Source organism: Gemella parahaemolysans, assembly GCF_053758945.1.
The window spans coordinates 216,058-242,294 of the sequence record NZ_JBSMTP010000002.1 but is presented as its reverse complement, the minus strand read 5'-3'; the positions used below and the strand labels follow the sequence as shown (position 1 = coordinate 242,294).

The 26,237-nt window shown below is 29.3% G+C and carries 22 protein-coding genes and 1 other annotated feature; of the genes, 5 read left to right on the top strand and 17 right to left on the bottom strand.

Annotated elements, in window-relative coordinates:
* Nucleotide 1: 1 nt before the first annotated feature.
* The 7 genes from dltA to ACWOBP_RS02825 form a co-directional block, all read right to left on the bottom strand.
* Nucleotides 2-1,504: a D-alanine--poly(phosphoribitol) ligase subunit DltA gene (gene dltA, locus ACWOBP_RS02855; RefSeq protein WP_455337378.1), complete on the bottom strand. Its 1,503-nt coding sequence runs from the start codon at nucleotides 1,502-1,504 to the stop codon at nucleotides 2-4.
* A gap of 215 nt (nucleotides 1,505-1,719) precedes the next feature.
* A complete protein-coding gene (locus ACWOBP_RS02850) occupies nucleotides 1,720-5,565 on the bottom strand; it encodes a PD-(D/E)XK nuclease family protein (RefSeq protein WP_455337377.1) in 3,846 nt (1,281 codons plus the stop codon).
* A gap of 28 nt (nucleotides 5,566-5,593) precedes the next feature.
* The gene (locus ACWOBP_RS02845) at nucleotides 5,594-8,620 is read right to left on the bottom strand and encodes an AAA family ATPase (protein ID WP_455337376.1); all 3,027 of its coding nucleotides are present in this window, start codon (nucleotides 8,618-8,620) and stop codon (nucleotides 5,594-5,596) included.
* Nucleotides 8,607-9,746 (bottom strand): exonuclease SbcCD subunit D, encoded by a 1,140-nt coding sequence (locus ACWOBP_RS02840; RefSeq protein WP_455337375.1) that lies wholly within the window; start codon nucleotides 9,744-9,746, stop codon nucleotides 8,607-8,609. Before ACWOBP_RS02840 ends, ACWOBP_RS02845 begins: the two co-directional genes overlap by 14 nt.
* Nucleotides 9,747-10,105: 359 nt before the next feature.
* Nucleotides 10,106-11,398: an RIP metalloprotease RseP gene (rseP, locus tag ACWOBP_RS02835; protein WP_455337374.1), complete on the bottom strand. Its 1,293-nt coding sequence runs from the start codon at nucleotides 11,396-11,398 to the stop codon at nucleotides 10,106-10,108.
* 20 nt (nucleotides 11,399-11,418) lie between these two features.
* On the bottom strand, nucleotides 11,419-12,192 hold the full coding sequence (locus ACWOBP_RS02830) for a phosphatidate cytidylyltransferase (protein ID WP_455337373.1): 774 nt from the start codon (nucleotides 12,190-12,192) through the stop codon (nucleotides 11,419-11,421).
* Nucleotides 12,182-12,946, bottom strand: coding sequence for an isoprenyl transferase (locus ACWOBP_RS02825; protein ID WP_455337372.1), 765 nt, complete (start codon nucleotides 12,944-12,946; stop codon nucleotides 12,182-12,184). Before ACWOBP_RS02825 ends, ACWOBP_RS02830 begins: the two co-directional genes overlap by 11 nt.
* Nucleotides 12,947-13,205: 259 nt before the next feature.
* Nucleotides 13,206-13,419, top strand: a binding site (T-box leader).
* A 45-nt stretch (nucleotides 13,420-13,464) separates the two neighbouring features.
* Between ACWOBP_RS02825 and ACWOBP_RS02820 the strand changes: the two genes are divergently transcribed.
* The 5 genes from ACWOBP_RS02820 (at nucleotide 13,465) to ACWOBP_RS02800 (ending at nucleotide 18,534) form a co-directional block, all read left to right on the top strand.
* On the top strand, nucleotides 13,465-14,484 hold the full coding sequence (locus tag ACWOBP_RS02820; RefSeq protein WP_299324318.1) for a methionine ABC transporter ATP-binding protein: 1,020 nt from the start codon (nucleotides 13,465-13,467) through the stop codon (nucleotides 14,482-14,484).
* Entirely contained in the window at nucleotides 14,474-15,154 is a 681-nt protein-coding gene (locus ACWOBP_RS02815) for a methionine ABC transporter permease (RefSeq protein WP_299324315.1), read from the top strand. The genes ACWOBP_RS02820 and ACWOBP_RS02815 overlap by 11 nt, the downstream gene beginning before the upstream one ends.
* A 21-nt stretch (nucleotides 15,155-15,175) precedes the next feature.
* On the top strand, nucleotides 15,176-16,003 hold the full coding sequence (locus tag ACWOBP_RS02810) for a MetQ/NlpA family ABC transporter substrate-binding protein (protein WP_455337371.1): 828 nt from the start codon (nucleotides 15,176-15,178) through the stop codon (nucleotides 16,001-16,003).
* A gap of 21 nt (nucleotides 16,004-16,024) precedes the next feature.
* Nucleotides 16,025-17,206, top strand: a complete 1,182-nt coding sequence (locus ACWOBP_RS02805) for an aminotransferase class I/II-fold pyridoxal phosphate-dependent enzyme (protein WP_455337370.1) — start codon at nucleotides 16,025-16,027, stop codon at nucleotides 17,204-17,206.
* 116 nt (nucleotides 17,207-17,322) lie between these two features.
* A complete protein-coding gene (locus tag ACWOBP_RS02800; protein ID WP_455337369.1) occupies nucleotides 17,323-18,534 on the top strand; it encodes an L-lactate MFS transporter in 1,212 nt (403 codons plus the stop codon).
* A 36-nt stretch (nucleotides 18,535-18,570) separates the two neighbouring features.
* Here ACWOBP_RS02800 and ACWOBP_RS02795 read toward each other — a convergent pair whose 3' ends face one another.
* From ACWOBP_RS02795 to pnp, 10 genes are all read right to left on the bottom strand, one after another.
* Entirely contained in the window at nucleotides 18,571-19,038 is a 468-nt protein-coding gene (locus ACWOBP_RS02795; RefSeq protein ID WP_455337368.1) for a LysM peptidoglycan-binding domain-containing protein, read from the bottom strand.
* A 16-nt stretch (nucleotides 19,039-19,054) separates the two neighbouring features.
* On the bottom strand, nucleotides 19,055-19,231 hold the full coding sequence (locus ACWOBP_RS02790) for a DUF6501 family protein (RefSeq protein ID WP_003145576.1): 177 nt from the start codon (nucleotides 19,229-19,231) through the stop codon (nucleotides 19,055-19,057).
* Nucleotides 19,232-19,276: 45 nt separating this feature from the next.
* A complete protein-coding gene (gene panF, locus ACWOBP_RS02785) occupies nucleotides 19,277-20,731 on the bottom strand; it encodes a sodium/pantothenate symporter (RefSeq protein ID WP_371453765.1) in 1,455 nt (484 codons plus the stop codon).
* Nucleotides 20,721-20,975 carry a DUF997 family protein gene (locus ACWOBP_RS02780; protein ID WP_455337367.1) on the bottom strand — a complete coding sequence of 85 codons (255 nt, stop codon included), beginning with the start codon at nucleotides 20,973-20,975 and terminating at the stop codon, nucleotides 20,721-20,723. Before ACWOBP_RS02780 ends, panF begins: the two co-directional genes overlap by 11 nt.
* Nucleotides 20,968-21,570: a phosphatase PAP2 family protein gene (locus tag ACWOBP_RS02775; protein ID WP_455337366.1), complete on the bottom strand. Its 603-nt coding sequence runs from the start codon at nucleotides 21,568-21,570 to the stop codon at nucleotides 20,968-20,970. Before ACWOBP_RS02775 ends, ACWOBP_RS02780 begins: the two co-directional genes overlap by 8 nt.
* Nucleotide 21,571: 1 nt before the next feature.
* The gene (locus ACWOBP_RS02770) at nucleotides 21,572-22,654 is read right to left on the bottom strand and encodes an undecaprenyldiphospho-muramoylpentapeptide beta-N-acetylglucosaminyltransferase (RefSeq protein ID WP_455337365.1); all 1,083 of its coding nucleotides are present in this window, start codon (nucleotides 22,652-22,654) and stop codon (nucleotides 21,572-21,574) included.
* Nucleotides 22,655-22,656: 2 nt separating this feature from the next.
* The gene (gene coaD, locus ACWOBP_RS02765; RefSeq protein WP_274459379.1) at nucleotides 22,657-23,148 is read right to left on the bottom strand and encodes a pantetheine-phosphate adenylyltransferase; all 492 of its coding nucleotides are present in this window, start codon (nucleotides 23,146-23,148) and stop codon (nucleotides 22,657-22,659) included.
* A 2-nt stretch (nucleotides 23,149-23,150) separates the two neighbouring features.
* Nucleotides 23,151-23,705, bottom strand: a complete 555-nt coding sequence (gene rsmD, locus ACWOBP_RS02760; RefSeq protein ID WP_455337364.1) for a 16S rRNA (guanine(966)-N(2))-methyltransferase RsmD — start codon at nucleotides 23,703-23,705, stop codon at nucleotides 23,151-23,153.
* A gap of 77 nt (nucleotides 23,706-23,782) precedes the next feature.
* Entirely contained in the window at nucleotides 23,783-24,049 is a 267-nt protein-coding gene (locus tag ACWOBP_RS02755) for a DUF2129 domain-containing protein (RefSeq protein ID WP_371451208.1), read from the bottom strand.
* 9 nt (nucleotides 24,050-24,058) lie between these two features.
* Complete coding sequence (pnp, locus tag ACWOBP_RS02750) at nucleotides 24,059-26,146, bottom strand: polyribonucleotide nucleotidyltransferase (protein WP_455337363.1); 2,088 nt, start codon at nucleotides 26,144-26,146, stop codon at nucleotides 24,059-24,061.
* Between the last annotated feature and the right edge of the window lie 91 nt (nucleotides 26,147-26,237).

Below are 26,237 nucleotides of genomic sequence, written 5' to 3'. Positions count from 1 at the left end.
TCTATACTAACTCCTTTAACTTTTTCTTATCTATTTTACCGTTGTTGTTTAGTGGCATTTCTTCTAAGAATACTATTTTTTTCGGTATCATATATTCTGGCACTAATTTTTTTAGTTCTTGTTTTATTTGTTTTGTTACTTCGAAGCGTTTTTCTATTTCTTCGTTGTATACTACAAATGATGTCAATGCTTTTACTTTTCCATCTTCATAGCTTGGTACTGTCGCTGCTTGACGTATTTTTTTATTTTTAAGTAGATTGTTATCTATGTCTTCAAGTTCTATTCTGTGCCCATGTAGTTTTACTTGGAAGTCTATGCGCCCTTCACAAAATAGCATACCGTCTTTGAAGTACCCTAAGTCGCCTGTTAGGTAACTTCTTTCTTCTTTTCCATCTACCTCTCCTATACAAAATTTTTCATTTGTTATAGCGTCATTTTTAAAGTATCCTTTTGCGACTGTGTTTCCTGTGATTACTATTTCACCTTTGTTCTCTTCATCTGGATTTGCTAGGTGTACTTTTGTTCCCCATTTTACTTCTCCGACTGGTAGGTTCTCGTAGTATTTTCTATTTACTTCTTTTGTTATTTCTACCCATGTGACCATTACTGTTGATTCTGTTGGCCCATATGTATTTATTACCTGTGCATCTTCAAAGTTTTTGTGGATTTTCTCTACTGTTGTGCTAAATAGTTTTTCTCCACAAAAGACGAATTGTTTCACCTTCGGCATTAGACTTTGATTGAAGTTTTTATCTATGAAACACATTTCTATAAATGATGGTGTTGAAATCCATATCGTTGCATTTGATTTATTCAGTTCTTCAAACATTACTTTGAAGTTCTCTTGATGTTTTTTATCTATTTGTACTAGAGTGGCTCCTAGATAAATACTTGGCCATAGTGACATTACCGATAGATCAAATGAGAATGGGGGATGTCCTAAGAACACTAATTCTTCTTTTTCATCATAGTATCCTGTGTACCAGTGTAAGAAGTTATTTAGATTGTTATATGTAATACATACCCCTTTTGGTTTCCCTGTACTTCCTGACGTGAAAATTATATAGAATATATCTTCATCTTTTACGTAGTTTTCTTTTGAAATAGTATCTGGAGTACTTGAGATTATTTCTTTGGCTGACTTAACATCTATCATTTCTCTAGAAAGCTCTATTTCTTCTGTGACTAGTACTACTTTTGAATCTGTTGTTTCTACTATTTCTTCTACTCTTTCTTTCGGTGTATTTATATCTACTGGACAAAATGCTCTTCCTGATTTTACACACGCTAAGAAGTACACTAACATAAATGGATGTTTATGTCCATACACTACTATAGGGCTTTTGTCTTCACCCAGTTTTTCTTCAAGATAAGACGCAAGTCTATCTGAATACTCTATTAAATTTTTATATGTTAAATTTTCGTTCTGATATATATTATTAATATATACTTCTTTAGAACTATTTTTAAACTGTTCTAGTTTTTCAAAAAAAGTTAATTTCATATTTATTTTATCCTTGCCTCTATATCTATTTTTTATCGACTTTTTATTTCCCATCACGATAGATCAAAAAATCGACATCATACTCCTTATACTATTATAATATAAAACTTAAAAAATGTGATTAAAAATTAGTAAAAATTATAAAAAAAATTGATTTATTGCTTTTTATTTTCAAAACAACAAATCAATTTTCATAGAATTTTTCTAAAATCGGATTATTTCAGGTCATTTAATAACTTTTCTTTTAAATCTTTTGGCTTGAGCTCTACCTTCTCTTTATAACTAAGTCGTGTATCACTATTACTTGCAAAGTTAAATAAAGTTCCCTTCTCAGCAGAATATTGATTTTCAACCTCATAGTTAGCTAAATCAAAATCAAATGCAAAGATTTTTTCTATAAGTATCATTATATTTTCAAGATTTTTATTAACTAATTTTTTAAGTTCAGGACTTGTAAATGCTTTATGACTATCTGCCCCATGAATTTTCTTAGCTTTTGTAGTTCTAACATACATAATTTCGGGAGCTTTTTCATAAAATTCATCATCTAATATTAAATCACTATTCGCTAACCCTCTTAACCTATAGGTCTTTAGATCTTTTCCTAATTTAGCTATTTCTCTATAAAATATACCTAATATATCCTCTGAATTTTTGTCAAACATCAACTCACATGCCAATGCGTAAGTTAAAATCTGAGAAATAAATCCTAATCCTAAACTATCTAAAGAAAAATCACTTTGACTACTCTTATAATCAATTATTGAAATATTCTTTCCGTTAATATCTACCCTGTCAATCACTCCTGTGAATTTAATAGGTGGTATATTGTATTTTTGTTTCAATTCTTTTTTATTAACTTCCCCAGTTTCAACATTTTCACATGTAATAACGTTGTCTATTATTTCCAGAGTAAATGGTTTTTCTAAGAATGTTGGCATAAATTCTGTTAGAGCGAAATATTTTATTTCTATTGCTATAGCTATTTCAAGTCTCATAATCATATTATTTAAAATATACTTATGAGTATTTAACAATTCTATTAACTTCAACGTTTCTAATATATCTTTATTATCACTTGAATAAATAACCTCATTCAAAATCTCTTTAATATTAAATCTCTTTATAATATCTTCATCTTTTAGCACGTCTATATCAAATTTTCTTCCACATTCAGCTATAAAGTTAGTAATTCTTTTTTCTGACATTACTGCGTGGAAGAATTTTCCAGTAACAAGATTATCAATATCGATATCCCTTTCTTCTGCTATTCCAAGTACTCGTTTAACAAAGAATTGATATGGATTTCTTTCAAAATCAGAAATTTTAGAGATACTAAACTTAGAAAAATTATCTTTCTTAACTTCTAAGAATTCATCTATATATTCTGAACTAAGTTGAAACTTATAATCTCTAATTATTTTAGATAAATAATTTTTAATACTATTATCATTAGTGAAGAATACTCTATCATTTAATTCATCAAGAACTTCATAATTCCCATAATTTTCATGTACTGACGTAAGTTGATACTGTTCTAAAAACTTAAGCATAAGCTCAACTAAAACCTCAACTTCTTTTGTCTTACTATCTTTTACTTCCATAAATCTACGATAAATTTTTGCGAATAAATAATTAAATTCCTTAGATGAAACTATCTCGGAAATATTTTCTAAATAGTAATTATAATCCGCAATAGAAAACTCTAAAATTTTTGAAGTTTGCTTTTCTTTTAATTCTGGGAATAAAGATTTTACTGTATTTAAGTATGGTGATGCGAAGTTCTCTTTAAAACTCTTATCAATTAAACTAAAACTTATATATGTTTTTTCTTGAGCTCTTGTCATGGCAATATAAGCTACGAACTCTTCATCAATAAGTGCCGCTTCTTTTGTCGGTGATAAAAAGATATCATCATTAATCAGTCTTTCTTTATCTTTATCATCTATTAATCCTGAACTTTTAGATACTGGCAATGCATCTTTATTGAATCCCATAACAAAGACAACTTTTTTATTTTCTACTTTTGCTAAATCCATAGTAGACATAATAATAGAATTATTTATTTCTGGTATTGAACGATACTTAATAGATGTTAATCCAGTATTAAATAGAGATACGAATTTTTTATATTCAAACTTTTCACTACCAAAATTCTCATTTATATCATTAATATATTCAAGAATTTTTTTATAAACTTGTCTATCTATACTATCAATTTTTAACTCTTCTATATTATCATACTCACCATCTTCTTTATCAAGATACATTTTAATCTTACAATGATCAAAAATATCTACTAATTTTTTTATATATCTTTTAGCTTGAAGATTGTTCTTAGCTGAAACTTCTGAAACCTTATTAATAAGTTCTAATAAAACTTGTCTACAAATTTCAAGCTGTTCAGAGTTATACTTCGCCGTCTTTTCAATAAAGTAATCTTTCAGTATATCACTATACGTATTTACCAGTTTCTCATTTAGTATATTTTCAAGATCATCTATTGAAATTACCCTAACTCTTTCTAATAAATCGCTATATCCATATTTTCTTCCAAGATTTTTTACTAAATTACTAGTTGCAAATCTATCCTTTATTACTGTTTCATCTAACTCTGCAATATCTTTTTCTAGTTGTTTTTCATCAATATTTGAATCCCCTAGTAGAACATATGCAATAGTTTTTTGGCGATAAATATTCTCAAAATTCGTTAACCTAGTTTTCAATAGATTTAATAATCTAGTTTTAAAACTACCTTCATCAAAATATAATGTTTCTTGTATAAACTTAACTAAACGATGATTACTAGTTTCAATATTTTTATCTAAATGAACATCTAAATTGTAGTCTTTAAAGATATTCAAATAATTTTCGTATGTATTATCACGATAAAGAATTGCAATCTCATTTTGGTTAATATTATTATGATTTAGTTTCACAATCTCACGAGCGATTTGTTTAACTTCCAACTCCTTATTTTTGGCACAGATAATTTCAATACTATTATCGGTTTCATACTGTACTGTGAAATTTTTATAGTATTTATCAGCAAGAATATCATTAGAAACACCATTAAAACGTCCTTTATGAGTTTCTAATACTTCATATTCCTCTACTTTATTATCTTTTATTTTAAATTTCAGCGTATTTATTTCTTCTTTTTTTACAAAGGCTACTACAGAAAAATTCACATCATTATTATTTTTCACTATCTCATTCATACTAGCAACGATCTCATGAGATTTTCTAAAAATATCAAGCTTATATTTTTCTTTACTATACAAATCAGATAGATAAAAGTCATTATATTTCATCTTTTCTAGTTCATAACCTTGAAGTAGTTGTGATAAATCAAAATTAAAATATCTATTTGCATCACTTATAACACTTATTATTAACTTTTTAGACTTCTGAGCGAGTTTCTCAATATAATAATATTCCTGTGCTGTAAAGTTATAATAAGCGTCCACATAAAAAATATAGTCACTTAAATCTATGTATTCTAGATACAACAATAATTCAGTTATATAATCTACTTTATCAAAAGAACCCTGCTCCTTTAATAACCTCGAATATTCAACATAAATTTCTAAAATAGATTCCAATTTTTCTCTATGACTGCTATCTAGATTAGCATTTTTCTCTAAATACTCCTCTAATAAATTGATACTTATCTTATACTCTTTTAATTCATTTATAATTTCTTCTACAACTTCTATAAAATTAACATCTTGTAAAATTCTTTTTACTAAAAAATTCTCACTATTTTCTAGATTTTTTGCAGCTTTATAGAAATAAAATGGTTTAATATTATCTCCTAGCCTACTAAGATTATCCATTCCCAATTGTTTTGATAATCTTCTAGTTAAACTTGAGAAATTCATGACATCGATATTAAAAGTACCACCGAACTTATCACATAACATTTTTTCAAAATTAAAACTATTCTGTTCTGGAGTTAATACAATTATTTTATGGTTATCTCTATTTAACTCGATATCATTCAGTATATAATTAGTTTTTCCTACACCACTAGGACCAATTAATAATTCTAAATTCATGTTTTCCCCTTTCTTCTTAAAGATTATTTCATATTCCTGTCATTTTTATTTTAGCATAGTTATCTTTAGAATAGACCTCTACCTTAGGTCTAATTCTTTCTTTAAGCTCACTAACATGTGAAATTATACCAATATTTCGTCCATAAGACTGTAAATCTATTAGCGTTGTTAAAGCAATATCCAGCGTTTCAGCATCTAATGATCCAAATCCTTCATCGATAAAGATAGTCTCAAGCGATATTCCACCACTTTCATTTTGAATAACTTCGGCTAACCCTAAAGCGAGAGCTAGCGAAGCTAAGAATAATTCTCCGCCAGAAAGAGAACTAATAATACGAGTACTATTTAGGTAAATATCATGTATTTCTATCTCTAAACCTTGAAGTCCTCCACCTTTTGACTTTTCATCACGCCTAATAAATCTATATCTGTCATTTGTCATTTGTAATAATCTTTTAGTTCCCGCAACTAGAATCAAGTCTAGATAATATCCTTGAACGTAAGTTTCTAACGATTTTCTATTTTCAGTTTTCCCACTAACAACATCACTAAATGCTATAATTTCTCTTATATCTTTAGATGATTCTAATAAATCAATATACTCACTATGAATTTTTTTATATAATTTTTTATTATTTTCTAATCTTGTATTAAGCACTGCAACTTTTTCTATAAAATCATTAACTTGAGATTCAATATTTTGTAGTTTCTGATGCTCTTCTTCTAAATCGGGTTGTTCTATATCTTGTAACTCTTCTTCAAGTTTTTCTATAATGTTTACTATTATCTTATTGGCATCTTCAAATTTACTAATTTGAGATTCATATTCTTCTAATTTAACCAATTCTGCTATGTTTTCTTCTGCCATTTCTAAAGTTATGTAATACTTATTAAGTTTAGAATTAGTAAAATTCTCTACAATACTTTCTATTCTTTTACTAACTTCCAGTAAATTCGTCTTATTGTTTTTCTTTTCTGTTTCTAGTCTTGTTTTTCTCACCAATAATTCGTTACTATTATTTTGTAGAACATTACTTGTATTATCAAAGCCTTCAACTTGAGATTGTATTTTCTCATAATAATCTACAAACTCATCTAGCTTAATTTTTACATTTTTTTCGAACTGTTCGATTTTACTTTTCGCTTCTAGATGTTTTTGTTTAATCTCATCTTCATTTTTTAATAACTCTGAAAGTTCTTCTATTTCTTGATTAAGGTCCTTAATTCTATCCTCGGATATTTTGATTGTTTTACTAATATCCGTTAGTTTAGAATTCTCAGTCTTTAATTCGTCTTCTAATTGTGATAGTTCTTCCTTAGCTTTAAAGTTAATTGTATCCTCTAAATTTTTCAAAAGAGCACTTATTCTTTCTATTTCTTCTTCATCTTTTTTTATAAGAGTTTCTAGTTGAATTGTATCTTTATTAACTTTTTTAAGTGAGTTTTCTATACTTTCATCTACTACCTCTAAAGAGAGAATTTCTGGTAAGTGTTCAATCTTTTGTCGACATAAAGGACAATCATCGCCTTCATGCAATTTCAATAGAAAACCATTTAAAACTTCTTGTTCTTTATTCTTATTTAATAATATAACTTCTTGCTCTAGTTTCTTCTTCTCTGCTTCCAGTTCTTCTAATTGTTTTTTATCAAGAGTAAGCTTCAAACTCTTATCATTTACTTCAGACAATTTGTTATTATATTCTTCAAGTTTTTCTACATCTTGCTCTTTCTTTAATATTTCTAATTTTAACTTACCAATACTACTCTCTAGTATATTTTTCTCCTCAATATCCTCTAAGTAGCTTTCTTTTGAAACTTTCAACCTAGAATCTAACTGTTTATATGTTTCTTTTTTCAAAATAAGTTCTTCTAATGTTTTACTATAGATTTCAATGTTATCTTTAGCAGAAATTAATTCATTAAAGTTATTATAGAAAAACTTATAATCAATAGTTTCTTTTCTAAGTTCTTCTATATGATCTTTTTGTGCATTTAATTCTAATTGTAATTTCTTATTGTTTTCTAAGTCTAATTTATATTTGTCTGTATCAATTAATAAATCTTTCTCAAGGTTTCTTAATTGTGATTGTTTATTTAATAAAGTACTGTACTCTATAATCTTATCTTTACTCTTTTGTAACTCTTTTAACTTCTCTACTTCTAATCTTAGACTTTTATAATAGTCTTCTTTTTCAATTAAATTAGCTAGTTCTAATTTATTATTTTTAAGTTGAGTGAATTTATCATTGAGTTTACTTAATTCTATAAATTTCTCTTTTTCTTTAGAAAAACTACGTTCTAATTTTAGTAATTCTTTTTTCTCATTTTTTACTGTTTGTTCTTGTGAGTGAATAATACTTAGTATTTCTTCAAAATTTTCGTCTTTTAAATATTCAAACTTCGTAAATTCTTCCTCAATATCAAACTGTTCAAACCTCGTAATCAACTCTTTTTCTTTTTGCTTATGTGAACTATCTAATTTTTTGGCTTGTTCTTGTAATTGATCCACAAATTTTTGATAAAAATAAGTATTAAATAACGATCTCAAAGTTTCTTTTTTCTCACTTGATTTTGATAATAAAAACTCTTTAAATTTTCCTTGAGGTAAAATAATTATTTGACAAAATTGCTTATCATCTAAACCTATCAACTCTTCTACTTTTTCTTTTACCTCTTGTTCTTTTGTGGCGATTACTTCTAAACTTTCATCATTATATTGCATTAAAGCAACTTTCCCAGATGTTAAGTTTTTATTACCAGCCTTCAAATACGCCAAAGTTCTTTCAATTCTATATTTTTTTCCGCTTAATTCAAAATCAAAGTTAACCTGTGTTTTATCCTTATCCAAGGCTGTCTTCGTTCTTAGTGAGGCTATATCTTTTCCTCCGGTTGTCTTATTGTATAATGCATAACTAATAGCATCAAATAGTGTTGACTTCCCCGAACCAGTTTTTCCTGTAATTAGAAATATCGGTTCATTTATTATTTTATCCCATTCTATTATTTCATTCTTATATGGACCAAATTCTTTTAATTCTAATCTAATTGGTTTCATCTTGATTCACCTTATCTATAATATTTACTAGTACTTGTTTTTGACCTTCAGTTAATTCACTACCAGTTTGTTCATTATAGAATCCCTCTATCAACTGTAAAGGACTCTTAGTTAGCATCTCTCTATCAAACTTCACTTCATTATCAATTCCAGTATTTCTTTTTTGTTTTAGTATAAGAGTATTAGGATAATATTCTTTAATTCTAGGTAACGGATCAGTTACTCCCTCTAAATTGCTGAGTTCCATACTAAAATAATCATTTTTACAATCATAATTTTGTTGAAATTCTTTTGTTAAAACTTCTTCATAAGATGTACTAATATTGTGTAACTTTCTTTTTTGTTTTAATGGAATAAACTCTTCACTATAACTTTCTTTTGTTACTTCTACAAGCCTCATTCCTTTAGTTTGGGAAGCTTCAGAGAATGAGTACGCCATTGGACTTCCACTATATTTCAAACGTTCTTCATTTATTGCATTCGGATTATGAAGATGACCTAGAGCAACATAATCAAACTTATCAAAGACTTCTACAGCCACATTTTCAACAGTCCCTACAGATATTTCTCTTTCAGAATCTGTCTCTAATCCTCCCGATACAAAAGTATGAGCTACTAAAATATTTGTCTTATTCGTATCTAAATTTTTATAAATTTCTTCAATTACTCTTTTAGTTGCTGCATTATGGGTTGTTAATGTAGGATCTTCAAAATATTCTCTCGCTTCAAAAGGTTCAAAATACGGTAATAAATATATATCAGCATCTTCATAAGAAAGTTTATCAAAAGCTTGCTCTAATCTTGTATGAAGATAAAATTTATGTTTACTAAACCAAGCTTCACCTATAGCTAATCTTTCTCTACTGTCGTGATTTCCACTAATAGCAAAAATTGGTATATTGCACTCTATATTAATTTTAACTAAAAATTCTTGTAGAAGTGTAGTCGCTTCTTTACTAGGAACACTTCTATCATATAAATCCCCTGCAATAATTAAAAAATCAGGATTAATATTCTTAATCTCAGTTATTAAATTCTCAAACACAAACTCCTGATCTACTAATAAATCTAATCCTTGTAATTTTCTTCCAATATGCCAATCAGCAGTATGTATAAATTTAACCATATTATCACCTTTCCTATAAATTATCTCTATTATATTATATCTTAAATTAATTCAAAATAATAGTTTGCTCAGCTAAAATCTTAATTGCCTTATTTTTAATCTTCTTTTTCTAAACTATCAACACTTAAAAAGAGCCATGCATTTCTACAAGGCTCCTTATCGTTATTTTGTACAAATAGTTTAATAGGTATAAAATACCTACTGATATTATATCTTATATTTATTAAAATTAATAGTAATTTCCATATTCTACACTTATAAAAAGAATATAAAAAAACTTCTTATTGAAATTAACTATTTTTTTAAATAAATTATAAAAATAACGAGAAGTAAAACTAACCTCTCGTTATAATTATTATCTATTTCCCAAATAATCTTTGAATATCATTCCATGTTACTGCTAACATTAACGCAACCATTAATAGTCCAAATGCCACAGTTAAGTAATATTGAGCTTTTTTATTAATTGGCTTTTTGAAAATTGCTTCGTAAATTACGAATATAATACGTCCACCATCTAGAACTGGAATAGGAATTAAATTCATAAGACCTAAGTTCACACTTAAAATTCCTGTCCATCTTAATGTTGTGATTAAACCACTTTGTGCAGCTGCAGAAGACATTTCATAAATCGCTACAGGACCACCAAGTTGATTTAAACTAAATCCACCGCTAAATAATGAAGCAAAAAGATTAATAATCCCCATAAAAATCATTGTTCCGTAGAATAAAGTTTGTTCAAAACCACTCTTAATAGAACCAACTAAGTCTTTCTCATACGCTTGGTTTATTCCTAGTTTATAAGTTTTAACTTCTTTACCCTTTTTCACAGTTGTTTCTTCTTTTGGTGTAACTTTAATTTCCTGTTGTGAACCGTCACGTGAAACTTTCAATGTAAGCTCAGAACCATTAGAATTCACTATCTCATTAGTCATTTCTTCCCATGTTGTAACACTCTTACCATTTACCTGCTCAACTACATCACCTTCTTTTAAGCCTGATGAGTAAGCTGGGTAGTTAGAAGCTAGCTCACCTAAACGTGTAGTATTTGATGGTACTCCATTATAAATTGAAATACCTAAGAAAATTGCTAGTGCTAATATAAAGTTCATTAATGGCCCTGCAAATAATGTCCAGAATTTTTTTCCCCATGAGTGAGAAGAAAACATTCTTTCTACTGGAGCAATTTGCTCTTCCATTCCACCAAATGCAACGCATGCATCTTTTCTTACTTCATAGCGTTCAATTTTATCACCAACAAAACCTTCTACAAATAATTTTTCAGTTAAATCAAATTCATTTAATTCTAATGGAAGTAAGTCCATATCATTACTTTTATCTAGAACTATCTTCTCAACTTTGTCATTTTCATCTAATTTTAAATTAACCTTCATTCCTTTTTTTAGATCATACACTGACACATCATTGTTAAAATCAAAAACATTATCCGGCATTTTTACATATCCACCAACAGGAAGAAGTCTTATCGTAAAGTTAGTTTCTCCTATTTTTTTGTGAAATATCTTGGGTCCCATCCCTATTGCAAACTCTTGGCACAATATTCCTGATTTTTTGGCAACTATAAAATGGCCAAATTCGTGAACAGTTACTACCACAAAAAATATTAATATAAATGCTATAATTCCTTGCATCTAATACTCCTCTCTATATTTTAAAATAAACCTAGTAAAATTAGTAAGCATGGTGCTGATAGTATTACAGAATCAAATCTATCAAAAATACCACCATGGCCCGGTAATAAATTACTGCTATCTTTCACTTGATATTCCCTTTTATACGCTGATTCAATTAAATCTCCAAATTGACCGATGACACTGACTACCAATGTAATGACAATCGCAACTAATAGACTAGAAAATATATTGGTTGTATAGAAAAACAATAATGCTATTACTATTGATGATAAACTACCTATTACTGAACCTTCAATTGACTTGTTAGGACTTATTTTCGGTGAAAGTTTATTTTTCCCAAACTTCATCCCACCAAAATACGCAAAACTATCAGTAAACCAAATTGTAAGTAATAAATAAGCTACATGAGATAGACTAAAGTTTCTTATCATAAATAAACAATAAAACCCTATGAAAATATAGGCAGTTACAAATATTATTGAACCAATTTCCACTAATTTAATTTTATGTCCTGTTACAACTACAGTCGCTAACATACCAACTAAAATAAAAAAAAGTAGTCCATAAAGTTGCAACTGGGAAATTTCTTCATTCAAAAATAGTAGTGCACCTGCTAAAGAAGATAATCCTAAAACTACTATGTTGGTTTCTTTAAAAGTCATTCTTACTATTTCATACATAGCCATCACACCTAGTGCGAATGTTGTAAATTTAAAATAATCTCCACCAAAAAATAGTAATGGTAGGAAAACAATTAATGCCACTATGGCCGTTATTACCCTAGTCTTCATTTAAACCTCCAAACCTTCTATCTCTACTCTGATATTCTAATAATGCCTTGTAAAATTCTTCTTCAGTAAAATCTGGCCATGCCACTTTAGTAAACAAGAATTCACTATAAGCAATTTGCCATAGTAAAAAGTTTGAAATTCTTTGTTCTCCTGAAGTTCTTATTAGTAAATCGGGATCTGGAGTATTAGACGTAAATAAATTTTTACTTACATGTTCTTCAGAAATTTCATCAACACTATATTTATTATCTTGAACATCTTTTGTAATTTGTTTAATCGCTCTTAACATCTCATCTTTAGAACCATAATTTAATGCAAAGATTAATTTTAATCCAGTATTATTTTTTGTCTGTTCTATCGCGTCATTTACTGCTTTTCTAGTATTTTCAGGAAGTTTCTCTACTACACCAATAATCTCAACTTTTACATTATTTTCCATAAGTTCTGGCATGAAACTACTGAACATCTTTTCAGGAAGATCCATTAAATAACTAACTTCTTCTTTAGGTCTCGCCCAATTTTCTGTAGAAAAAGCATATAATGTTAGATACTCTACACCTAATTTAGATGCATATTTTGTAATTTTTTTTACAGTTTGCATCCCTTCATAGTGCCCTTTTATTCTAGGCATATTTCTCTTTTTAGCCCAACGTCCATTACCATCCATTATAATAGCAACGTGTGTCGGAATTTTTTTCAACTCTTGTTTGTCAATTTTTTTCACTAATTCATTTTTTCTAAAAAATTTAAACATAATTCCTCCTATGTAATACATTTCATTATAACATAAAAGACTTAATGCAACAAACTTTTAATAGAATATTAATTTTTAAGATATTAATTAAATTTAAAAGTTTGTAGATAATTTTAATCATATAAAACTATTAAAATCAGTTTTATATCTCCTTAATTAGAGATAATAATTATCCCGAAAATTAACATTTTTAATGTAAACTTTTGAATTTTTATATTGCATTGTCAGAAAATTTATGCTAGAATATAGTCATTAACAATTAAATGCGTTGATGAGTAGAATCTTACTATCTACTTTTAGAGAGTTCTCGGTTGGTGAAAGAGAATAGTCAGGAGTAAGAGAAATGGACTTTGAGCATATAGTTTTTACTACGGTATTGCCCGTTATAGCAAAAGTTATGTTTGTAACTTACTAAGGTACAATAAGTGATTATTGTATAAATAAAGGTGGTAACACGTTAAGACGTCCTTTAGCGAAAGCTAGAGTGCGTCTTTTTATTATAAAGAAAGGAGAAATATATGATTAATCTTAATAACGTTAGTAAAACCTTCTATCAAAAAGGTAAAGAAATCCAAGCGTTAAAACCAACAAACCTGCATGTGAAAGCTGGTGAAATATTTGGAATTATCGGTTACTCTGGTGCTGGAAAAAGTACCTTATTACGATGCCTTAACCTACTAGAAACTCCTTCTGAAGGAGAAGTAATCGTTGATAATCAAGTTGTTAACAAACTTAATAGAAAGGATTTACGCTCTTACAGGCAAAAAATCGGAATGATTTTCCAACAGTTCAATCTACTAAGTTCAAAGACTGTAGGAGAAAATGTTGCATTCAATTTAAAAGCTGGCGATGTAGATTCAAAAGATATTCCGAAAAGAATTGATGAGTTGTTAGAACTTGTAGGACTTTCTGATAAAAAGAATGTTTATCCAAGCCAACTTTCTGGTGGTCAAAAGCAACGTGTTGGTATCGCGAAAGCTCTTGCTAATAATCCCAAATTATTACTTTGTGATGAAGCAACAAGTGCATTAGATCCTGTTACAACTAAACAAATTTTGTCTTTATTGAAGGAAATTAATCGTAAGTTGGGAATTACAATTATTCTTGTTACTCATGAAATGGAAGTTATTAAACAGATTTGTGATAATGTAGCCGTGATGGAAAATGGTGAAATTATTGAATTAAATTCTGTTTATGAGATTTTCTCAAATCCTAAAACGAAATTAATGCAAGAATTTATAGCTAATTTACACAATGACGAAGATTTTGAAGAACATCTTGCTGAACATTACAAAAATGAAACTGTAATAAGGGTTATTTTCAAAGGTGAAGCTACTAAAGAACCTTTAATTCAGACTTTAGCAAATAAATATAATGTTACTACTAACATACTTGCTGGTCGAATTGAATACATTCAAAATAAACAGTTAGGAAGTTTAACTTTTTCAGTAGTTGGTGAGCCTGATAATACAGAGAAATTTGTAAATCACTTAATTGATCAAGTTAATGATGTGGAGGTGAATGTATATGGAAAATAATCTAAGTTTAATAGAACAATGGAAAAACTTACAACCAGAATTAATAAAATCATTTGCTGATTCATTATACATGATAAGTGTCTCTATTATAATAACAGTAATAGTTGGATTGTTTTTAGGCGTTATTTTATTTTTAACTAGTAATAGACTTTTATTCAAAAATGTTATTATTTATAAAACCGTAGATTTTCTAGTTAATACAATTCGTTCTATTCCATTTATTATTCTTTTGGTATTCTTAATACCATTTACTCTATTTTTATTAGGAAAATCAACTGGACCTACTGGAGCAATAGTACCACTAACAGTTGCTGCTATACCCCTATTTACTAGACTAGTTGATACTTCACTAAATGAAATAGACTACGGAGTTATCGAGTCAGCAGTTGCTTCTGGTGCTTCTCTAAAATTAATAGTTAAAGAAGTATTAATACCCGAGGCTATGTTCGGAATTATTCAATCAATTACACTAACATTAATTAACCTAATTGCCTTTTCTGCGATGGCTGGTGTTGTTGGTGGTGGTGGAATCGGAGACCTTGCTATCAGATATGGTTATTATCGCTTCGATAACTTTACAATGTGGATTACAGTAATTCTATTAATTATCTTAGTCCAAATTACACAATATATAGGAAATTCAATTTCAAAAAAATTCAAAAAAAATTAATTTAAAAGGAGACATATATTTATGAATAAACTAAAAAAATTATTAACAGTTGTTTTTACAGCATTTTTAGCTATTACATTAGCTGCTTGTGGAGCTACAAGCTCAAACAATAATAACGGTGGAGAGAAAAAAGAAGTAAAAATTGGTGCAACATCTGGTCCTTATGCTGATATGGTTAACAAAGCACTTAAACCACTTCTTGAGAAAAAAGGATACACAGTTAAAGTTACTGAATTCTCAGATTACATCCAGCCTAACAAAGCATTAAACAGCGGTGAATTAGATGCAAACTTGTTCCAACACAAAATTTACATGAAAAAATTTGCTGAACAAAATGGAATGGACTTAACAGCTCTTGCTCCTGTTCCAACTGCTCCAATGGGATTATATTCTGATAAAGTTAAAGATCTTAAAGATTTACCAGAAGGTGCTGAAGTAACTCTTCCAAACGACCCTTCAAACGCTGCTCGTGCTTATGCACTATTAGCTGCTGCTGATTTAATCAAAATCAAACCTAATACTGATGTACTAAAAATCACTAAAAACGATGTAGTAGAAAATCCTAAAAAACTTAAATTTACAGAATTAGAAGCTGGGCAACTTGCTAGATCATTAAGCAGTACTACACTTGCTGCAGTCCCTGGTAACTTCGCACTTGCTGCTAAATTTGATTTAACAAAAGCATTAATCCTAGAAAAAATGAATGAAAACAACCGTAACAACGTTGTTGTAACTACAGCAAACAAAGACAAACAATTTGCTAAAGATTTAGTAGAAATCGTTCAGTCTAAAGAATTTGATGAAATCATCAACAAAGATTTCAAAGGATTTGACAAACCTGGAAAATAATTAACAAGGAAGTGATTAATTATGAAAATTGAATTATCAAATACAATTAAAAATATTCCTGAAAATGTATTCTATCCTATTTTCAAATTAATCTCTGAGGAAAGTTCAAGTGGTAATCCATTATTAAATGCGGGTATCGGAGTTCCAGACTCTGATACCCCTGAACTTTTACTTAAGGAATTAGAAATAGCTATAAGAAAACCTGAAAACATGAGATACGGAGCATTTGATGGAAAAGTAACATTATTAAATGAAATTTCTCAGTGGTTAAAAGAAAAATATAATATCGATGCAGATCCTAAAGATGAAATTGCTTTAGTATTTGGTACTAAATCTGGACTATCTAGTATTCCTTCGGTACTTCTTAATCCAAATGATACTGTATTATTACCAGTACCAAGTTATCCTGACTACATTCAAGGAATTGCTTTAGCTCAAGCTAAATACGAAGAAATAGAATTAAAACAAGAAAACAATTACTTAGTTAATTACTCTGACATTCCTGAAAAATCAGTTAAAGATGCTAAACTTATATTTCTAAACTATCCTTCAAACCCTATTGGAGCTGTTGCTACAAAAGAATTTTATGAAGAAACAGTAAATTGGGCAAAAAAACATAATATAGTAGTACTTCAAGATCATGCATATTCAGATTTTTACTATAAAGATGGATACTCTCCTGCATTTATGCAAACTACTGGGGCAAAAGAAGTAGGAATTGAGTTTTTCTCTTTCTCTAAAAACTTTTCAATTTCAGGTTTAAGAATTGGATTTGCAGTTGGAAATAAAGAAATTATTCGAGGACTTAAAGAGTATAATACAATATTCCATGCTAATATCTATGGGGCAATTCAAGATACAGTAGTAACTGCATTAAAAAATCATAGACTTTTAACTGAACACATAAAAGAAACTTATTCAAAAAGAATAGATAAAATTACTACAAAACTTGATGAATTGGGATATTCATACTTCAAACCTGAAGGTGGTATTTTCGTCTGGTTAAAAGTAAAAGATGGATATGATAGCCAAAGTTTCTTTGAATTATTATTAAAGAAATATAGAATTGTTACTATGCCTGGTCATGTATTTGGAACTGGTGGTAAAAACTATATTAGACTAAGTTTAAGTCTATCAGATGAACAAATTGACACTTTAATAGAAAAATTAGAATTACTAAACAATGATTTAAATAATAACTAATTTTATTAAAATCTTTATTAGATATTCATAAAAATTCGACTAATCTATTGATTAGCCGAATTTTTAATGTTAATATATTAGTTTACATAAATAAATTATTTCGAAAGGATGATTAAATGAACAAAAATACAAGATGGACTGTTTTATTCGCCTCAATGGCAATTTTACTATGTGCAGGTTCACTATATTCTTTTAGTGTTTTTGCAAAACCTCTAAGTGTATCGAAAGGATGGAGTATGCCCGATGTAATGCTAGCATTTACTATTAACGCTGCTATAGCTCCTATTCCTACTATTCTTGGAGGATTTATTACTGATAAAGGAAAAGCAAATATTTCTATTATATTAGGTGGGATATTATTTGCAGTTGGATTTATTCTTACTGGATTTGCTACTACAAAAGGAATGTTATATTTTAGCTATGGTGTATTATCTGGAGTTGGACAAGCTTTTGCTTATTCTGGATGTATTAGTAATGCCCTTAGATTCTTCCCTGATAAAAGAGGATTAGCTGCTGGATTAATAACAGGAGCTATGGGAGGCGCTAGTGTTATTGCTGCTCCAATCGCTCATAATCTAATAGCTAATTATGGGGTTCATAATGCATTTATCTACTTAGGTAGTGCATACTTAGTAATTATTATAATAGCTCTATTCTTCATAAAAGTCGCTCCTGCAAATTATCAACCTGAAGGTTGGATTCAACCTGTTGCAGAAATTAAACAAGAGGCTGCTAATAAAAATTGGAAACAAATGTTAATGAGTTTGTCATTTTACTTCATTATTTCAATGTTTGCTATTGGAGCATTCTCTGGACTTATGGTAGCATCAAACGCATCAGTAATCAGCCAAAGTATGTTCGGATTATCTGCTTCAGTTGCTGCAACTTTTGTTAGTATTTATGCTCTTTCTAATACCTTTGGCCGTGTTGTATGGGGAGTTGTTTCTGATAAAATTGGGCATGAAAAAACTCTTATCGCACTTTATTCAGTAATTGCTATTTCATTATTAATTCTTGTTAGTATTAGAACTACAGTTGGACTTACAGTCGGTCTTGTTCTTCTTGGTTTATGCTTTGGAGGAATAATGGGGGTTTTTGCTCCATTAGTAATGAAAACATTTGGGCCTATAAACCAAGGGGTTAACTACGGTATTGTGTTTATAGGATTCTCTACAGCTGCGTTTTTTGCACCTAAATATGCTGCTGGAATAGCTGCAAAACACAATGGAGACTTTACAGATGCATTTTATGTAGCAATCTCACTAGTCCTTGTTGGTCTAGTAATAAGTGTTATTTATTCAATATTCATAAAACGTAAAGTTAAATAAAAAAGGAATCATCTCTGAAAATGAGATGATTCCTTTTTATAATTTCGGTATTTGAATTTTTTGCCCAGCTGCAATATTATTATTACTGATATTATTAGCCTCTTTAATTTTTTCCACTCCACTTTGAGAATTGGCTTCACCATATGCTTTTGAAGCAATGGTAAATAATGAATCTCCTGATTTTATAATGTAATCTTGACCCGCTACAGGTGTTGCACTAACCACTCCTGACGATTCACTATTTTCTTGTTCTTTAGATGAAGTTTCTTTTTTCGTACTACTTTCCTTAGTTACTTTTGACTCATTAGCTTTAGGAATAGCATTATTACTTTCTGCTTTTGTCTCTTCTGGAACTTTAGCAGTCTGTTCTGTTGTTTGAACTACCTTATCTTTTGCTTTTCCTCCAAGGGAATTTCCTAAAGCAGTAACTCCTACTAAAATAAGTGGCGCCAGTATTATAAATAATCCAACTAGAACTGTATTCTTTATAGTATTTTTTTTCATCATTTTGCCTCTTGAATTATTTTACTTCTTCAAAATAATCGTGGTAGTATCCGCCTACTTTTCCACTGTTATCTACTACAAATATATATTCTTCTGTTTCATTCACTACTTCATATTCTTTGCCCACAGTTAGCATATTACTAACAGTGAATTTCTCAGCATCTGTATGTTTAACTATAACTTTTTTCGACATTTTTATTCCTCCTTACTCTTTATTTTTTATTTTATTACAATATAACTATTTTTTCAATTGTTTTTTACTCATTAATAATGAAACTATTACAAAAGCTACTAGAGATATTGATAACGAAATCACTACTGGTTCTATAAATTTAATTACATATACAGTTTTTATAAGTATATAACTTACTAGTCCTAAAACTATAGAACTAAGTGCTCCGTATTTTTCAGCTTTTTTCCAGTATAATCCTAATAATATTGGCCATAGGAAAGTGGCTTCCAATCCTCCAAATGCAAATAGGTTAACATTTACTATCAGACTAGGTGGTCTCATACTTAATAACATTATCAATAAAATCACAAGAATATTAACACCATATACAAAAACAGGAACTTTCTTACCTGTAATTTTTTCTTTAATAGATTTATTATTAAATAGTAAATCTTTTATTAAAGCAGATGATATTAATAAGAATTGAGCATTTACTGTTGTTATGATTGCTGCCATTGGTGCTGCTAGAACTAATGCAGCTAAATACCAAGGAAGTACTTTTAACGTAATTATCGGAATAACAGAATCATAGTCTTTGATATCTGGGAATACCCCTCTTGCCATAACTCCTATTAAATGAACTCCAAACATTACTATAAAGATAACAATTGATCCAACAATGATAGACTGTTTTAAGCTTCGTTTATTTTTATATAACATCGAGTTAATAGCAATTTGTGGAATACCAATAACCCCTACTCCGACTAATACCCAAAATGAACTAACATAACTTGGTGTTAAACTACCATTTGCACCAAACGGAGTTAGTATTTTTTCATTAATATTAACCAAGTTGGTTGTAATCTGATCAATACCTCCACCATAATTAATTACAGCAAATAATAAAATTATTGTAGAGAAAATCATTATTAATCCTTGAATCATATCAGTTATTAGTATATTTTTTAATCCACCGAATACCACACAGAATATAATAATTACTGAGATAAGTACAATGCCAGTCTTATACTCAATTCCCATAAAGGCTGCTAATAACTTAGCTCCACCAACCCATTGGGCACTCATCGCAGCAATTAAAAATACAATCATAGCAAGTGTTGATATAAAAGCTACTACTTTAGATTCATATCTATTTTTTAAATAATCACTTATTGTTATTGCATTTATTTTTTGTGCAGCAGTTTTGAACTTTTTAGCTAAAACTAATAGTACAAAATAACCCGTTACCACTTGAATTACAGCAAGTAATACCCAACCATAACCAAGTTTATAGGCAACACCAGGTCCTCCTAAAAAGGTTGAGGCAGATCCATAAGTAGACATTAATGTTATCGCTAAGACAATACCACTTACCTTTCTATCTGCTAAATAATACTTTTCAAAGAAACCACCATGTTGTTCTGTTTTACTAATACGATTCATAAATAATGGTAATAGTATTATTCCTAAAAATATAGTTACAAAAAGAATTAGAATTCTATAATCTAAATTACTTGTCATTGTTTTCCTCCTCTTTTATCTCATCGTTTAGTAAAAGATTTGTTAAGACAATAACTAAGATAATTATCAGAACACTAACTACTACAGAACTATAGAAAAACCATTCGGGAAGTCCTAACACATACTTATATGATTTAACATTATTTACATCAAATTTAATGTAAGCAAAGTAATACCATAGAGCAAAATGTACAATTGCCAAGCAAAGTGCAACTATTCCCTCTTTATTTTTAAATTTATTCATTTGTCTTTCCTAATACCCTCATTAATATATTATAGATATTTTCATAATAAACTTTCATAAAGTCAACTATGATACTTCCAAGTAATAATCCGGCTGTTACATCACTAATAAAGTGTGCACCTAAAATCATTCTTGAAATTGGCACTGCTATAATTGCAAAAGTAGCAATTACAGCTAGTATTTCTTTTTTATTAATTACAAAAATTAATGCTAAGAAAAATAATGCTACAAAAGTAGAGTGCCCACTAGGGAAACTGAAACCATCATGAAGCTCTGGTAATGGTCTAACTCTTTGAATACTATATTTAAATGCTGATAAGAAGAATCCTCCAAAACCTGCACTAAAGAATATAAATACAGCTTTCTTTAACTCTTTTATCCACACTAAAAATCCTGTTAATAAGATCATTATTAATAATAATAACTTATCATTAAAAATAAGTGATATTATTTTAGCTATTTGCGCTAATGCCTTTATTTCAAGTAGATCAGCAATTACTCTATCAAAATCATTATTTGGAAATTTTATCGCTACAACTGCTAACGCTATGAAAACTAATATTTTCACATACGTAAGTACGCTTAATTTCTTCATCCTAATTTTCACCTCCTACTTTATCTAAAATCTTGTTATAAAAATCATTTACGTCGTTTATTATACGTTTTTCATTTTTATAAACTTGCATAGAATGTTTATAATCTTCTAAATTATTATAAAATTCATCAATTTGAGAAATAGGAAGTGTTGCAAAATCCTCTTCTACAACCACTTTTGCAAATCCATTTTTTTCGAAGAATCTAGCATTTTCAATTTGATCTCCTCTACTTTGATTAGTTCCTAGCGGAACAAGAATCGGAGGTAAGTCTAAAGCTAAAAATTCATAAATTGAATTCGCACCTGCTCTTGAAATAACAAAATCAGTAATTTTTAGTACGTCAAACAATTCTTTTGATAAAAATTCGAATTGCTTATACCCTTCTTTATCTATATTGTTATTTATTAATCCTTTTCCAACCAAATGAACGATTTGATATTTTTCAGTAAGTTGATCAATATTATTCCAAATATAATCATTTAAAATTTTTGATCCTAGAGATCCACCCATTACCAATAACACAGGCCTATCTTCATTAAACCCTATTAATTCATAAGCTCTTTGTCTATCTCCTGTATAAATATCATCTCTTACAATAGCTCCAATTAAACTGACTTTACCTTTCGGTAAAAACTTCTGAGTATCTTCAAATGTTGTAAAAATATGATTGCAGAACTTAATATTAATCTTATTAGCCAGCCCCGGTGTTAAATCTGATTCATGTAAGACTACTGGAATCCTTAATAGCTTAGCTGCCACGCAAACCGGAACACTAACAAATCCACCTTTTGAAAAAACAAAATTTGGTTTTTCTTTTTTTAATATAAGTAACGAATCTAATATTCCTTTCAATACTTTAAATGGGTCTATAAAATTTTCCCAAGAAAAATACCTTCTTAACTTACCTGAACTTATTTTAAAATATTTTACTCCTGAAATCTTTCCTATCATTCCGTTCTCTATACCAGTTTTACTACCAATATAAGAAATCTCATACCCATTTTTCTTAAATTCTGGAATCAAAGCCACATTTACAGACACGTGACCTGCTGAGCCTCCTCCAGTAAATAGGATTTTTTTCACCTTTATCCTCTCTCTTTCATCTTTTTTTCCAAACGCTCTTCTACATTTTTAGGAACGAACTTCGATAAGTCTGCTCCGAAACCTGAAACACCTTTAACAATACTTGAACTAATAAATGAATATTGTTTATTAGCCATCATATAAAATGTCTCGATTCCTTCATCCAAAGCTTTGTTCATAAATGTTAATTGCATCTCATATTCAAAATCGGATACGGCTCTTAGACCTCTAACTATAACACTTGAACCAACCTTCTTTGCATAGTTTACTAATAAGCCTGAGAATGCATCCACTCTCACATTTGGAATATCTTTTATTGTTTCTTCAATCATCTCCACTCTTTCATCAAGTGAAAATAAATATTTCTTATCAGGATTTACCAAGATAGCTACGATAATCTCATCAAATAACTCTGAACTTCGTTTTATAATATCTATATGTCCATAAGTAATAGGATCAAAACTACCTGGTACAATCGCTATTTTTCGTTTCATTTTTATTTCTCCATATATTCAAAGATTACTATATCTGTTATTCCATACTGTTTTTCTTTTATAACTTCAAGTTTTTTATCAGTAATAGTGATTTCTTCTGTATTGCTCTTTTCACAAATAACTAACGCTTCATCATTACATAGATTATTTTCTAAAATACATTGTAATGCTTCATCTATTAATCCTTTATCATATGGTGGATCTAGAAAAATAATATCAAATTTTTCCTCTTTCTTTCCGAAAATTTTCAATGCTCGTTTGAAATCATTTCTATATAAAGCATAATCTGTAGCATCTATTCTACATTTTTCAATATTACTTTTAATGACTTTTATTGCATTATTACTTCCATCAATAAAAGTTGAATGTTTAGCTCCACGACTTAACGCTTCTATTCCTAAGCCACCTGTTCCACCAAAAAGGTCTAATACTTTACAATCATAGCAATCTATCATATTGAATAAATTTTCTTTAATTTTATCCGTTGTTGGTCTTGTATTCATTCCTTCAACAGCATTTAATTTTATAGATTTGTATTTTCCTGCTATAACTCTCATTTGTCCTCACTATAAAGTACCATTATTTTGAATACTTCTTAAAATAAGGGAGAATATATATTCTCCCCCTATTTCTATTATTTCTTAGTTTGTAGACTTGAATCTAAATGCTCAAAACTTAAATGTAAGTCAGACATTCCTGATAATTCTACTTTTTTTACAAATTTCTTTTTCTTAAGTTCTTCTACTATGTTGCCTAATCTGTTTTCATCAACATATATACAAGCATATCTTCCTCTTTTAGAATAAGAAATAAAGTTCCCATATTTTTCTAATTTATTTAAGTCTTTAAAACTTTTAAAATAGACATATATTCCACGTCTTTCTTTTTCAAATAACTCCATAAATTTCTCCTAGAAATGAGCTGCTGCGTCTACTCGCCCTTTCTCATCAATTTTAATTACTTTAACTTTCAGAGTGTCTCCAACTTTTACAACATCTTCAACTTTATTTACTCTTTCTTCGGCTAATTTAGAAATGTGAACTAGAGCATCAACTCCTGGGAATAATTCAACGAAAGCACCGAATTTTTCAATACGTTTAACTTCAGCTAGGTAGATTTCACCGACTTCTGCCTCACGAGTAATATTTTCGATGATTTCAATTGCTTTATTAATTCCTTCAATTTCAGGTGAAGAAATAAATACATCACCATTTTGTTCAATATCAATTTTAACACCAGTTTTTTCAATGATTTCATTGATAACTTTACCACCTGAACCAATAACATCTTTAATTTTTTCAGGTTTAATTTTAATAATTTTGATTTTTGGTGCAAATGTAGAAACTTCTTGACGAGGTCCAGCGATAATGCTGTTCATGTGATCTAAAATTTGTAATCTACCTACACGTGCTTGTTCTAGTGATTCTTTTAAGATTTGCTCACTTAAACCATCAATTTTGATATCCATTTGAAGCGCAGTAATACCTTCAGCAGTACCTGCTACTTTAAAGTCCATATCTCCAAGGTGATCTTCCATGCCTTGAATATCAGTTAAAATTGTGTAGTGTTCATCTTTTTTAACTAATCCCATTGCAATACCTGCTACCTGAGCTTTAATTGGAACCCCAGCTGCCATAAGTGCCATAGATCCAGAACAGATTGTAGCTTGAGAACTTGACCCGTTAGATTCTAAGATTTCTGATACGATACGAATCGTATATGGGAAATCTTCTTTAGAAGGGATTACTTGAGCTAATGCACGCTCCCCTAAAGCACCGTGACCAATTTCACGACGTCCTGGAGCACGACTGAATCCTACTTCACCAACTGAGAATGCTGGGAAGTTATAGTGTAACATAAATCTCTTGTTTTCTTCTTGAGTTAGGTCATCAATGATTTGCTCATCTGATAAGTTACCTAATGTTACAACACCTAGAGATTGAGTTTGCCCACGAGTAAATAATGCAGAACCATGTGTTCTTGGTAATACATCCACTCTAGATGCTAAAGGTCTAATTTCTGTTAATGCACGTCCATCAGGTCTAACTTTATCTTCAGTGATTTCACGACGAACCTCATCTTTTACAATTTTATCTAATGATAATTTTGCTTCTTTAACGATATCTAACTCATCTTCAGCTGTTACGCGTTCTTCGAATACTTCAAGAACTTTTTCTTTAACAGCAGAAATAGCTTCGTCACGTTCTTGTTTATCTTTAATAGCAATTGCCTCTTTCATTTGAGCTAATGCCATTGATAGTACTTCATTGTAAATAGTCTCATCAATAACTTTTAACTCAACAGACATTTTTTCTTGACCAATTTCGTTAACGATTTGTTGTTGGAACTCAATTAGACGTTTGATTTCTTCATGTCCAAACATAATTGCATTTAACATGATTTCTTCAGATACTTCCTTAGCTCCTGCTTCAACCATATTAATAGCGTCACTTGTTCCAGCTACTTTTAAATCAACTGTAGAACGTTCCATTTGTTCAACTGTTGGGTTAATTACATATTCTCCATCTACATATCCAACTGTCACTCCAGCGATAGGTCCTTTAAATGGAATATTTGATACTGATAGTGAAAGTGAACTTCCTAGCATTGCTGCCATTACTGGATCACAATCATACTCCACTGATAAAACAGTTGAAATAACTTGTACTTCATTTCTAAATCCATCTTCAAATAATGGTCTAATCGGTCTATCAATTAAACGTGCAGCAAGAGTCGCTTCTGTTCCTGGGCGACCTTCTCTACGTAAAAATCCTCCTGGAATTTTTCCTACTGCATACATTTTTTCTTCATAGTTAACTGTTAACGGGAAGAAATCAACATCTTTTGCTTCTTTTGAAGCAACAGCTGTCGTTAGTACAACAGTATCTCCGTATTTTACTACTACTGCTGCATTAGCTTGGCGAGCCATTTCGCCTAGTTCAACTGTTAATGTTTTTCCAGCCCATTGTGTTGTATAAACTTTTTTATCTTGAAACATGTTTATTTCCTTTCAATATTTTCTTAAACTTTATATAAATCGACTACCTTATTATATCACGAATGCTAGTATTTACAAAGAAAAAAACGAA